Source organism: Citromicrobium bathyomarinum, assembly GCF_021021475.1.
In the GTDB taxonomy this organism is placed as follows: Bacteria; Pseudomonadota; Alphaproteobacteria; order Sphingomonadales; family Sphingomonadaceae; genus Alteriqipengyuania; species Alteriqipengyuania bathyomarina.
On the sequence record NZ_JAINWL010000004.1, the window covers coordinates 1 to 12,015 of the forward strand.

The 12,015-nt window shown below is 54.6% G+C and carries 16 protein-coding genes; 7 read left to right on the top strand and 9 right to left on the bottom strand.

Going from position 1 to position 12,015, the window contains the following annotated elements; genetic code table 11:
* The 3 genes from K7H93_RS14120 to K7H93_RS16010 all read right to left on the bottom strand — a co-directional run.
* The coding region (locus tag K7H93_RS14120) for a type IV secretory system conjugative DNA transfer family protein (protein WP_230784160.1) at positions 1-1,134 on the bottom strand (1,134 nt) is incomplete at its 3' end.
* A gap of 71 nt (positions 1,135-1,205) precedes the next feature.
* On the bottom strand, positions 1,206-1,352 hold the full coding sequence (locus tag K7H93_RS14125; RefSeq protein WP_230784161.1) for a hypothetical protein: 147 nt from the start codon (positions 1,350-1,352) through the stop codon (positions 1,206-1,208).
* Positions 1,353-1,434: 82 nt separating this feature from the next.
* A complete protein-coding gene (locus K7H93_RS16010; RefSeq protein ID WP_269060302.1) occupies positions 1,435-1,569 on the bottom strand; it encodes a hypothetical protein in 135 nt (44 codons plus the stop codon).
* Positions 1,570-1,956: 387 nt separating this feature from the next.
* Between K7H93_RS16010 and K7H93_RS14130 the strand changes: the two genes are divergently transcribed.
* Genes K7H93_RS14130 through K7H93_RS14145 form a run of 4 tightly spaced genes read left to right on the top strand, consistent with a single transcriptional unit; the run spans position 1,957 to position 5,996 of the window.
* On the top strand, positions 1,957-2,799 hold the full coding sequence (locus tag K7H93_RS14130; protein WP_230784162.1) for a hypothetical protein: 843 nt from the start codon (positions 1,957-1,959) through the stop codon (positions 2,797-2,799).
* A 7-nt stretch (positions 2,800-2,806) separates the two neighbouring features.
* Positions 2,807-4,201 (top strand): HEPN domain-containing protein, encoded by a 1,395-nt coding sequence (locus K7H93_RS14135; RefSeq protein ID WP_230784163.1) that lies wholly within the window; start codon positions 2,807-2,809, stop codon positions 4,199-4,201.
* A gap of 2 nt (positions 4,202-4,203) precedes the next feature.
* A complete protein-coding gene (locus K7H93_RS14140; protein ID WP_230784164.1) occupies positions 4,204-4,818 on the top strand; it encodes a hypothetical protein in 615 nt (204 codons plus the stop codon).
* 2 nt (positions 4,819-4,820) lie between these two features.
* The gene (locus K7H93_RS14145; RefSeq protein WP_269060316.1) at positions 4,821-5,996 is read left to right on the top strand and encodes an HNH endonuclease; all 1,176 of its coding nucleotides are present in this window, start codon (positions 4,821-4,823) and stop codon (positions 5,994-5,996) included.
* Positions 5,997-6,411: 415 nt separating this feature from the next.
* Here K7H93_RS14145 and K7H93_RS14150 read toward each other — a convergent pair whose 3' ends face one another.
* Genes K7H93_RS14150 through K7H93_RS14160 form a run of 3 tightly spaced genes read right to left on the bottom strand, consistent with a single transcriptional unit; the run spans position 6,412 to position 7,954 of the window.
* A complete protein-coding gene (locus K7H93_RS14150) occupies positions 6,412-6,648 on the bottom strand; it encodes a hypothetical protein (protein ID WP_230784166.1) in 237 nt (78 codons plus the stop codon).
* Between the two features lie 5 nt (positions 6,649-6,653).
* Positions 6,654-7,406, bottom strand: coding sequence for a hypothetical protein (locus K7H93_RS14155; protein ID WP_230784167.1), 753 nt, complete (start codon positions 7,404-7,406; stop codon positions 6,654-6,656).
* A 41-nt stretch (positions 7,407-7,447) separates the two neighbouring features.
* A complete protein-coding gene (locus K7H93_RS14160) occupies positions 7,448-7,954 on the bottom strand; it encodes a hypothetical protein (RefSeq protein WP_230784168.1) in 507 nt (168 codons plus the stop codon).
* A gap of 165 nt (positions 7,955-8,119) precedes the next feature.
* Between K7H93_RS14160 and K7H93_RS14165 the strand changes: the two genes are divergently transcribed.
* Positions 8,120-8,536, top strand: coding sequence for a hypothetical protein (locus K7H93_RS14165; RefSeq protein WP_230784169.1), 417 nt, complete (start codon positions 8,120-8,122; stop codon positions 8,534-8,536).
* A gap of 36 nt (positions 8,537-8,572) precedes the next feature.
* Here the strand turns inward: K7H93_RS14165 and K7H93_RS14170 are convergent, their stop codons facing one another.
* Positions 8,573-9,100, bottom strand: a complete 528-nt coding sequence (locus K7H93_RS14170; RefSeq protein WP_230784170.1) for a recombinase family protein — start codon at positions 9,098-9,100, stop codon at positions 8,573-8,575.
* 281 nt (positions 9,101-9,381) lie between these two features.
* Here K7H93_RS14170 and K7H93_RS14175 point away from each other — a divergent pair, with 281 nt between their 5' ends.
* On the top strand, positions 9,382-9,906 hold the full coding sequence (locus K7H93_RS14175; RefSeq protein ID WP_230784171.1) for a hypothetical protein: 525 nt from the start codon (positions 9,382-9,384) through the stop codon (positions 9,904-9,906).
* On the opposite strand, the gene K7H93_RS14180 is transcribed toward K7H93_RS14175, so the two are convergent.
* Together K7H93_RS14180 and K7H93_RS14185 are read right to left on the bottom strand one after the other, a co-directional pair.
* Complete coding sequence (locus tag K7H93_RS14180) at positions 9,903-10,901, bottom strand: hypothetical protein (RefSeq protein WP_230784172.1); 999 nt, start codon at positions 10,899-10,901, stop codon at positions 9,903-9,905. The genes K7H93_RS14175 and K7H93_RS14180 overlap by 4 nt on opposite strands.
* A gap of 151 nt (positions 10,902-11,052) precedes the next feature.
* Complete coding sequence (locus K7H93_RS14185; RefSeq protein WP_230784173.1) at positions 11,053-11,517, bottom strand: hypothetical protein; 465 nt, start codon at positions 11,515-11,517, stop codon at positions 11,053-11,055.
* Between the two features lie 188 nt (positions 11,518-11,705).
* Between K7H93_RS14185 and K7H93_RS14190 the strand changes: the two genes are divergently transcribed.
* Positions 11,706-12,002, top strand: a complete 297-nt coding sequence (locus K7H93_RS14190; RefSeq protein ID WP_230784174.1) for a hypothetical protein — start codon at positions 11,706-11,708, stop codon at positions 12,000-12,002.
* The last annotated feature ends 13 nt before the right edge of the window (positions 12,003-12,015 follow it).

Below are 12,015 nucleotides of genomic sequence, written 5' to 3' on the forward strand. Positions count from 1 at the left end.
GCTGATGAGCTGTGCGGTCTGAAAATCCCTCACCCCAAAGAAGGTACGTAGCTGCGCCGATCCGATGAACGACTGAAGTGTCGCGGCATCGAAGTTGCGGATGATCTGGCCGACATCTTGGAACAGAGCGATGGTGCGGACCCCCTCTCCGCGCCCGAACGTGAAAGCCTGTAGAAGGGATTCGAAGCGGCCCATCTGCCCGGCTTCATCCACAATCATCGTCAGTCGCGGCGCTTGCGGGGCGCGGCCCTTATAGAGGCGGCTGACGGTAAAGAGCACTCGCAACAGGGGCGAAAGTATCCCGATATATTCCATCGGCACGAGGGCGAAAAAACTGGTGGTCTGCTGCGCGTCGGTGAGATCGCGGAGCGAGAAGTCCACGCCGTCAAGGCTGGCCATGACGGTCGGGTCGTTGAGGAAGTGCAAGTGCGCCTTGATTGTGCCGAGAATCGCTCCGAACTCGCGCGGCGCGTTCTGCTGCTTCTGCCAGATTTCTCCGGCTGCCACGCGAACGTCGGGGTGGATTGAGCGCTCCATCGCGGACAGCTCTGCGTCCCACGCGACCGGATCGCTCTCGATCATGGCGAGTTGCCGGGCGAGTGCCGGAAAGCTGCAATGCCCCTCGCGCTCGACGTGCGATTTCAGGAGGGCATCGACCCACTGGCGTGCTCGAAGTTCAAAATACTGGCCGTTGGCGCTGCCCGACAGCGGAATTAGCGAGGCGGAAATGAAAGCACAGTCGGCATGCAAGCGCGGATCATTGGATTGCAGAATATCGAGCGGGTTGAGGGAGTGGCTCGCGAGACCATGCAGCCCAAAGGGTTTGAAGCTGTAGACGAAGCTGCGCGCCTTGGCGAAGGCGGGCATGGTGGTTGCGAGCAACTCACCGCGCGGATCGAGCACCCATAACGGGCGGTGCGCCATCCGAATGATGGCCTCCATCCCCCAATCTCTGGCCTTGCCCGATCCCGCCCCGCCGAAAATCAGGCCGGGGGAATCGGATTCCAATGCAAGGCGGCGCTTGCCGCTATAACCGACATGGATGCCGTCGGGTGTGAAAAGCCGCGCATGGGCGATTTCCTCGTCCATGCTCCAGCGAGCCGAGCCGTGGCGATAATACTCCTTGTCAGACATGCGATGGTATTCCTTCGAAAACAAAAAAGGGCGACCCGAAGGCCGCCCTAAAAAGGTGATTGGATTTGTGATTATCCGGCGCACTGAGCGACGATCAGCAGCCCGATGAAGATCACAGCAATGCCGCCGAGGATGTCGGACAGGCTCGTCTTGTTCTGCTTCGGGCCGTAGACCGGAATGTGACCTTTGAGTTCGATTTCGGGATTCTTTTTCGCCATAGCGGCCTCCGTGGTTTGAGGCTGCCCCGCCAACCGGAACAGCCCCAATGGGATGGCACGATTCGAAACTGGTCTTGGGGGGTTAGGCCGTGAGCATCCCGCCGATCAGCACGCCCAGCATGAAGCTGAGAAAGCACACGGTCGGCCAGTCGGGACCGTATGGGCCGAACGGGCCGATCTCGCGTTCCGGGATGCAGGTGTATTTTGGTCTCGACATGAAGGGTCTCCAGCGATTGCGACTGGATGGATCTTGCCAGCGGACACAAATGGGCTTGGGGGGATTGCCTGATTGAATGAAAAAGCAGGTTTGCATCCTGCAAACCTCTGGCTCACGCCGAGTGTGGGGGTAGCAAGGGCAAGGAGGCTCCGAACGAGGGTTCGCAGCCAAAGGCTGTGGAGACGTTTGGATGCCTTGCCCGCGCGAGGGGCGAAGCCCCATAGTAATGCATGAGGGATCGTCACCCGTATGGGCCGAGACGCGTAGCGGCTCGGTGGCGAAGCCATAGAGCCCGCCCGGATGCCATTCCCAGAAAATGCACAACTATTTTTGTGTTCTCGTCAAAATGTGAGAGAATTTCGCAACAGATTCATTGATGAGGATACGATGCGAGAACTGCTGACAAAAACCATGGATTACGCCCTTAAGAATTGGGAGCGTTGGCTCTTCGGGATTGTCGGTCTGGCCTGCCTAGGACTTGCTTTTCGCTCGCTTCTGTCAAGCGAGGTTGCAGCAGGTTCGGCATTGTTCGGTATGGCCTTCTTCAGCTTTTTCTATTCGAATCTCGCGCGATTCAAAAGGTTCAAGGGCTTGGGCTTCGAGGCGGAGTTGTGGGAGGACAAGCAAAAGCAGGCAGCTGATTTGATTGATCGGCTCAAGAGCATTGTGTCCGTCTATACCCGTGAAATCGTCATGAACAATGTGATGCGCGGGCGATGGAGCGATGGAGAAAGCTGGACAAAGCGCTGGGCGCTTTATGACGAGCTAACCGGGCAGCATACAGAATTGGGGCAGGAAATCGATTTTTCGGACCTGAAACACGAGATGGACAGCGTGTTTCTGTTCGACATCTGTCGCCCCCTCGCGTCTTCCTTGAAAAAACAAATTACCATGGGAAGAACAGCGGCCAATGAGCACATACGGCAGAAATACGGATCACCCGTAACCGACTTGGAAGGCCATAATGCCGATCATGCAAAGCTGCGTGAGGTGCAATGCGAATTTGACGATCTTTTTGAGCGCGCAAAAACCGAAAATATCGCGCAAGAAATTTTGAAGGAAGCGTTGTCGGCGAAAGCTCTACTCGCAGCTCATTTCGAGATTGAAGTTGAATTCGATCAGGAAGTTGTCGAGCGCCTTGAGGCGATGACTGGGATCATCGACAAGCGTCCTGTTACCGTAACTCCTAAGCTCATCGAATGGGCGCATTGGCGCGAGGAAGCGAGCTGATCCGCAAATGACCAGTCAGAGCGAGAAAAATGTCGAAGATGTGCGGGCCATATTGGAAGACTGCGTTCGTATGCAGCAACTCGCGCAAACCGACTTCGAAGCCCTAAAAGAAGAAATGGATCCGTGGCTTATGCTGCCCCATCCGTCGGGGAACGGGTCGATGTTCACCAGCAAAGTTTCGTCCGAATGCCTTTGGCGACTGGCTGAAAGGGCGCGTGCATCAAAAGGACTGGAACGGCGCGTAACCCTCGGCAACGTCAAAGACCCTCTCCAAGCTGAGTTGGTCAAGCGTTTCATCAGCCAGGGTCGTGAAATCGATAAGCGAGAGGTAAGCAAGCTCCTGTCGTGGGCTGCAAAAACGGCGCAGCGTGGCTGCAAATCTCGAACCTATTATCTGCCAGTGAGATTTACATTCAACACTGAGCCGGAATTTGTCCGGCTCGGACCTGTGGCCTTAATGACGCGTGAGTATGCAGGAGGGAAGCTCGCCCCGGCCATGCGCGAATATTTGAGGGTTGATCGGTCAAAAATGAGCCAGAAATGGAGCCGGAAACATCTTCGTGAGGGGCTATCCTACTACCAACATTTCAAATGGATCGCCGAGGTCACAATCATTGGGTGCGACGCCGATACTGGTGAGAAGGAGGCGAAAAAGGCTGTCTCGTCAGCCATTGATTTGCTCCACGTCATACTGTCCCGGCGGAACACAGATATGCTGCGCGTCGGCGGGCCAGGACTGAGTTCTGACAAGCAATCGCGATTTGTAGTGGATGGCGAAGGAAATCTATCGGTCTCAACATCTCATGGCGGCTTCGATCAGGTTGGGTTTGCCGATGGTTGGTCGAAGGAATTGGAGCGCGAAGATATTGCTGAGATGTTTCGTCTCGCAGGTATCGCGCTTCAGTGTCGATCGGACATTACGATCAGTCGCCCCATGAGTGAACGCTACCTCGATGCGGCAATGTGGTTCGGCGAAGCAGTGAGGGATGAAACACTCTCATCGCAGGCAGTGAAATATGTGACGGCAATCGAGCGAATTGTTACCGCTGGAAAAACTGAGTCTATCGAACAGACCGTGGCCATTCGGACGGCCGATCTTCTGTTTAATCCAGACGACCCAGAAGGTTGGGAAGAAAATCGCCAAAAGGTCATGCAGGCCTATCAGTTGCGTTCTCAATTGGTTCACGGGTCGATCTCACCGTATGACGAAGGTGTAGCCAGCGGTGTGAGCCTGTGCGGCGATTTGGCGGAAGAACTACTGATAGCTACGCTGCATCGGTTCGGCGACGAAACGCTGGAATTCGATAGAATTTCAAACCGCCAATATGCCGCGTGGTTTGAAAGCGTGCGCGAGTACGTGGGCACCGCATTGCGCCAGTTGCTGCAAGAAGGTGGGGGCTGACCATGCGCTATTGGAACAGCAAGGACGAAGTGACCAACGTCAATCTACGGTATCTGGAGAGCATGTCTCGTTCGTGGTCGGGAATCAACGTCGAGCAATTTATGGATCGCATTCGCGGCGTGATCGGCGTTGAGAGAATGCTGCCCGAAGCCGTTCGGAAGCATTTCGATCTTCCAAATCTCTTTGTTGGCAGCGCCCCCTATGATTGGTCACACGAACGGCTTGAGGAAGAGCACAAAAAACTCTGCGCGGCATTATCTGACGGATTGGCGAACGTCGAAAGCGACCCCAGTCTGAAAAAAGATGGGTCCGCAAGCTTAGATGATCGCCCTGCCTCAAGGGGCGAAGAAGTTTTGGAGGCTGTCGAGGCCTACTCTGATTATCGCGGGTATAATGAACTTACAGCCTTGCGCTATTCAGTAGCGGGAACCCATTTGCAGGCGAAGATGGACAGACTGGATAAGTGGCTTCAGCGCAAGCGGCCATCACCCGGAGGGCAGTCGATCGAATACGAGATCGTCAGTGTGATTGGGGATATTCGACGCCATGCTGACGAGCTTCATCATCAGCCTGCTAGCTATGATTATCAAACCAAGCGTGACAGAAGCCCGAATTGAATATGGTGGCTGTGAAGGACGGAACTTGCTGCATTTATTGTGACGAGCCGCTCGAAGGGGGCGGGTCACTCGAACACATCTGGCCGCAAGGCTTGGGCGGCGCGGCTTGCCCTGATCCGTGGCGCTCAAACGATGTTTGCCGGAAGTGTAACAGCAAGGCAGGCTTGTGGGTGGATGGACCGTTTCTAAAAGGCTCATTCACGTTCCATGAGAAGCGGATATCCAACGAGGCCTTCATAGGAAACTCGGTGATCGATCGCGCCGGATACACTTACATGGGTCAAGAGCGGTCTTTTCCATGTTCGCCCGAAGAGCTTAGTGAGTTCTGGCTCGGCCCGTCCGGCGAAACCTGCCGCTTCGTTCACGCCGATGATGGCGAACGCTGGGCAACCTACGCGGGCGGAAATCCGATGGATCGCAAAAAGCGCGACCCTGGGCGCGTGTATCTGAGCCTTGTCGATAGAGGGCAAGTGCGAGCCCTGATGGCTCTTGCGAGTGTATGTCGCACCTTTCCAAAAGCGAGGGTTCATTGCCTGACACAATTGACGGGCCTCCCGCCGAAACTAGCAGACAGGTTGATTAGGGGTGTCGAGCGTTCCAAGATTGAGGACAGAGAGATTGAGTGGATCAGAAACGACGCACCTCAAGAGGTACAAGTCCGTGCGACCATAAGCACAAATTTTGAGCAACGCTTTCTCGGGAAGCTTGCTCTTGGCGTGGGCGCTAACCTACTTGGCAGGGCTCATCTCTCCACATCATATGCAGCATCACTGCGTGATCTCTTTCATACCGGTAAAGGAAATGAGGTACGCGGAGCCGGGTATTGGCAGGAAGGTCTAGCGGTTCCGTTAGGATTGGAGGGGGCGTGGACACTCTCTCTTTGGGCGATTGGCGATCTTGCGTTGTTCGTTACCAGTCCCAGCGGCAAAAACATGATGATCGTAGTGGCCCCTGCTGACAGCATTACCGATGATCTCCGCAACCGTTTTGGAGACGGACAGTCATGGGTGATTGTGCCAATCCGTAGATTTTGCTCTGAGCCGATCGCACTTCCTGATCTGATCGCGCATAGTCTAAACGGCCTTCCAGTACCGCAACTCGGCAGGCTATCGGAATGGCGTTCCGAAGCAGAGCAATTATGGGCTGCTGAGGAAACGGAACGCGAAAACGCTGGGTAATTACGGCGGACGTTACCATGGTTCGGTGCAGGTGGGGAGGGAAGTCTCCAAGCCCTGCTCGATGGGTCAAGGGTAGCGCAGAATGCTCCCTTGCCGCGCTGGAGGCGGCTGGGTTCCGAGGGGCAGGCACGTCCTTTGGTCGATGGGGGAGAGCCGTGAGGCTCGGTTGGGGAGAGCGAAGTCTCCCCGATGGCACTGACCCGCCCCTGACCCGAAGGTTGGTCATGGGATCGGCGAAGTGCCATTAGGCCGGGAGGGATGGAACGGGAGGCGCGCAGCGGGCCTCCCTTCCCAAGATGTATGGTAATACCATACACATCTTGCCATCAGCACAACATGCACATCTCGCCATCAGCACAACGTGCACATCTCGCATTCATTCAATTGAAGAAACTGTATCGGAATGGTTAGAGAGCTATTCTATAATGAACATGGAGCACATACGCCTTTTCTCGTCCTCTAAAAGTTTGCGAATTTCGCTAGCTGATGCCGGAGGCCTACGTTTCCATTTTTCGTAGCTTTTTGAGATTGCTTGACCTGTCGCGTTACCAATATCATCGATTTCATCTTCATTGGGCTCGCGCCACCTCAGATAATCGCCTGTTGCGGTTTCTTTTAATAATTCCATAATTAATTCGCGCATCAATGCCATACCCATCAAGGGGCAATATTATCTTCAAGCAGCTCAAAGGCCCGTTTTGATCTAAATCGGATAATGAAAATGATATGAGAGATTGTTTCTAAATCTAATGCCGATAGCAATTCTCTTTCTTCTGAAATGTTGTCCATCATTTCACGTATTTCATTAATCTCATTGTCATTGAGTAATAGAAACCTTTCGATTTTCCTTGTAATAATCTCCCAACGCCCCTGCATCCCGGAGATTGTGAAACTTTCTGGGGTTGGCGGTGCGAGTGGCTTTTTATGGTGATCGGATAATTCGTCTAAGTTCTCCAAATAATGATCTTTATATTCAGTCCCATGAATAGGAATGTCATTATCCAAACAGGCGCCCGGAATTGCTCCGATTGCATCTTCAAACGAATGGCCAAAAACAGCCTGATCTACTCTTTGGGCAATTGGCTTCCCTGCATTGGTTAAATGCAAGTAGTAGTATGTAGCCAGCAGCATTCTCTTGCTGCCACCTTGGCGCTTTGCGAGCTTCGGCCAGCTGTTGGTTACTAGATTTGTAAGATATTCATCGCCGGAAGATTCTTTTTTGGTAAATTGCCCTGTGTGATGGCCGACCTTCTTAAATAAGAAGTCAAGGTGGTCTTCAAGGTGCTTGTTAGGATCACCGCACATCGCTTCTGCAAACGCCGGAATTTCGTCCGATAGGATTGCTGCAATCTGCGGTAGCGCCTCTTCGGGAATCCGCGCTTTGAACAGAACGAAATTTTCTGAGTTCACCGCAGACCGCCCCCTTCCCAGCGAGAATGCGGAATAAGAGGCTAGGGTTCAAGCATATCGTGTGCTGGTGGGATATTGGCAGCCAAATCGTCGTCATCGTCGTAGTCGGCGGCGCTCCATACGACCTCGCCAGTTTTTCGGTCACGCGTGATGAGAGCTGGACCATCAAGGCGATGAGGCTTTCCCTTCTCGTGATATTCTTCGCGAAAAATCACTCCTGTTTCCGGGTCTATTTCCTGAAGTGCGGGCTTGCCGTCTTCGCGGTGAAGTCGCCCGTGATGAATCCAAGATTTGGAAGTGACTTTGCCGCTTTCAGGGTCTCTTCTGATAAAGGCCGGACCGTTATCCCGATGCCGTCGTCCGAACTGCCAATAGCCTTCCCTTATGACCACACCGGAGTCTGCGTCCCAATCTAGCTCCGCCGGGCCGTGGTCTCGATGGAACCCATCAACGCCGTGAGGGCAAAGCCAACATTCTTGTAGCGGTTTGCCCGTTTGGCGATCCGTTATGACCCTTACCCGATACTCAAGTTCCTGCTCATCACTCATCCTCAATCATAGCATATTCGGAAAATAATATGCAAACTTATCAGTTATTTATAGAAAACTACCGGACGTCTACCTGACGGCTACCGGACGCGTACTTTGCGGTCGAAAATACGGCGCGGCATGAAACTGGTGCTTGGCGACGGCTGAGTGCGGGAGACCCCCGCGATGACCATTGGGAAGACCGCGCGGCTCTTTCTCCAGACAGGAGCAAGAGTGATGACTAAGGGGATTATAATTACCAGAGCAGCGCTGCTGTTAAATCCCGCCTACAAGCACGCACTGGCTGTGCGTTTGGTCGAGGACGAGATGACGCGCGAGGGGAGTTTCCACTTCCTCATGCCCACCATCCTCGATTTTCATGATGACGGCGGATTGCTGATCGACGAGGAACTCAAGACTATCGTTGTGGACGAGAACATCGTTGAGCGGGCTTATGGTTATGAGCTCACATACTCATGGACGACGGACATCAAGAAGTTCGCGACGCGAATGCCAAAGCGGCGCAGCCCGGCTAGGCTTCTGCTAAGATTTCAAGTTTGGGACGCTGCCTACCGCATAATCGATAGGCCCATAACGATATAAACCAAATTTAGCGGGGCCGCTCTTGCGGCTCCGCTTTCATGCTCGCCGGATCATCGACTTGCCAGAAGTCTGTCGATGTATCCGGCGCTTCCGGCTCCTTCGCCAACCTCCAGCCGGAGGCCTTCCTAATGTAACGCCGCGCTTGCGGGCAGCCTCTAGCCCTAGCTTGGTTCGCTCGGATGCTAGCTGGCGCTCGAACTCAGCCAATGCCGCGAGCAGGTGGAAGATCAGCCTGCCGGACGCGGATGAGGTGTCGATGCGATCGGACAGCGATTCAAAATGGCAGCCGCGCTTCTCCAACCCCTCAACGATGTCGATCAGGTCGCGTAGCGAGCGCCCAAGGCGGTCGAGCCTCCAGACAAGCAGGGTGTCGCCAGCTCTAAGAGTGGACAGTGCTTTATCCAGCGCCGGGCGCGAGCGCTTGGAACCCGAAATGCCGTGGTCAGAAAATATGAAATCAAAGCCTGCGGCCTTAAGCGCATCGAGCTGGCCATCCATCACCTGATCGACGGTTGAGACGCGAGCGTAGGCTATACGGCGCGGGTTAGGGGTATTGGCGGTCATGGGTCATTCCTCCTTTGGGGTTGAAAGAGGAATGACGGTGCGCGCTCATCTGCGGCTCACCGATGCGGAAAACGGTCCTTTTCGAAACGGCCAATTTCGAGCCGATCTTGGGAGGAGCGTATTGGCGCTAAAGCCTTGGAAATCCTCTCATTCCAAATTTACGCTCGCATAATACACCGTTGCGTATCATAAGGCAAGAAAAAGGACCGTTTTCAATAGGTTAAGCGCTTGAAGCCAATGGCTGATTTTCTCTCGTTTCTCGCGAAACGAAGGAGGCCAACATGGCTGCACCAAAACTCAAGACTGCGTTATCAGCCGTTGCCGGAGCAACACTGGCTTTGACGCCCTTGACGGCGGCCAACAGCCAGCAGGTTCAGGATGTCTCCGTCACAAACATAGATCAGATCAATCTGCCCATGCGCGATGCGCGCGGTATTCAGATCAGAGGCGTTCAGATGGCGGCTGCAATGGATTCTGAGGGGGGCCAGATCATGGTCTTTTTCGGCGATGATCCACGCGCCTTTGAAGCTGCCAAGCAGGGCGCACGTATGGCAATCGCGGATGGCGTGCCCTTGCGCGGCATGATGGTTGCCGATCCTGTGACGCCGGAAAGCGCTGGAGGCTCCCAGATTTCGGGAAGCGATCAGGTTACTTTTTATGCTGACGGGATTCTCACAGGAACGATCGATAACGCGGATCGCAATCCTGAGCGTCTGGCCCTGATGGTTCGTAGCGAGCTAAAGCGCGGTCAGGGCGTGCTGGAAAATGGCCGCCAGCTTGCCGCCAACACAGCCACTCTCAACTAGACATTCATGCCATTGCTCGTTGTGATCGACTGAGTAGGGACTTGATCCGCCTCTGGCTCGATCTCCTGCTGCGTGGCTGGCAAAGCATCATCGGCCGCAAAGGCGAATGTTGTGCTTAGTTCGCCGCTGGTCTGGGAGCCCATCGTGATCGTATCGGAATAAAGGCCAGCTCCGCCGTTTGCTAGGGCTGAGGTCGAAGCAAAGCTCGTCGTATCTTGGTCGAGGTCTTGTCCTTCCACAGCGGCGATCTGCACATCATCGTCAAGCTTGGTGGTCACGGCATCGGCGCTGAATGTGCCTTTCTCGGCCTCGATCTTTTGCAATTCTAAGACTGCCTGATCCTCAGGCATGTTCTCGATCCGAGCGACTTCTGCATCCCTCTCGATCTCCGCCTTCTCTATATCGCGCTTATGTTCGGCAATATCGCCATCCATCCGCTGTAGAAGGCCGCGGATTGCGTCCGGATCATCACGGTCCACCGTGATGCCGTATTTCTTCTCATAAGCGCTGATTGTGGCCTCAAGCTCTTGGTCTTTCAGGCTGCCATCCTCATTCAGCTCTGGTTTCTCGCCGCTTTCCAGCTTGTCGAGGTGATCCTGCACAAGCTCCTTGTCCTGCTCGATCTTGGCGATCTCTCCTTTGTGCCAGTCGATGCGCTCCTGATAGCGATGCAGAGTGAGCAAGAGGAGTTGATCGCGATAGCTACGCTGCGCCTTCTCACGATTGGCTTTTTGCTGCGCCTGCAATTTGGAGGGGCCGAGTATCTCCGCATTGACGGAGCGATCCTCGCCCGCCTCGATCTGGCGGGCGGCGTTGATTATGCCGCGCTGAGCGCTGGCATCGGTAATAACGCCTGCGCTTGCATCGCGTGTGTTCTCATCGATTTCAGGTTCAAATTCGATCGCCATGTGAGCATGGCCGAATGATTGACGCAGACTGCCTTTCAGGCCGTCCGCCGCGTCACGATAACGCTGTGCATCCCCCACAACACTCATAATCTCCCCATTCTGCCCGTTGGCCGGACTATCTTGTTCAAGTCACGGGTTTTCCCGCGTACCTAAAAAAGTATAGTCGATGCGGGTTAGTATTATGTTAAGTATAGATAAAATTTTGCTAAAATTTGAAATACTTAGGTCCGGCGGTGGTCTAGCTTTCGCCCGGATAGCTTTCAAGGAAATCCATCATCGCCTTCCATTCATCCGGGCAGGCCGTTTTGCGTCGTCCGGTGCGCCAGTTTGAGATTTTGACAGCCGTAAGATTGGGGGCGATGCCCGCCATTCGCTTGGCGATCTCGGTAGGACCGTATGCAGTGCGCTCGATCTGCCTTTCCAGCTCGGCTTTCATCTCTTCTGTAAGAGTGACACGCTTGCGATGTTCGCGCGTGCCGGGGGCTTTGTCTGGTAAGCTCGCGAGGGTTGCGATCAGCGCGTTCCATGCCTCTTTGAGGAGCTGGGCCTTCTTGCCCGCCGCAAGCTGACGGATCAGCAGCGCGTCGATCTCAATTCCAGTCCGTTCAAGCACGCGATACCGCACCCCCATGGATGACAGGCCTGTGCGCTCCAGCTCCTGACTGAGCTGGCCGATCTCCGCTTCGCTGATTGTATGGATCATCTGAGGGGGCGTTTCGCCCGGCATTTTCGGCATTGAGCAGCGCGGTTGTTGTTATCGTTCTGGCTGCTCCATTTTACGGGATTCGGCCTTCGTCATCAATCAGCCTATCCCCCCCTTCGTGCTGGGCCATGAGATTAGGGTCGCCCCGAAAGCGGATCATTGGGGTCCGCTCATCGGGAGACTCTCTCATGATCGGCAAAACCCAAGATAAGGAAGCCGCCCGCAACATCTTTATGAGTTCGGCCAAAGGGCTGGCGAATGTAGCGGCATTTGCCGCCGCGTTTCTGCTGACACCGAAATTCCACGAGTGGTCCATTCCGTGGGTCATGGAATTCACCGTACAGAACTACGGCGAGGGTTGGGCTGGGTTATTCTGGTATCTCTGGTGGGGCATCTGTGCCGCTGGCATTGTCTTCCTGACGCGCGCTACGCTTGCAACGGCAATCCTGTTCGGCGCGCTGGCGATTGCGACGCGCATTTTCTAGCGATCTGCGCCAA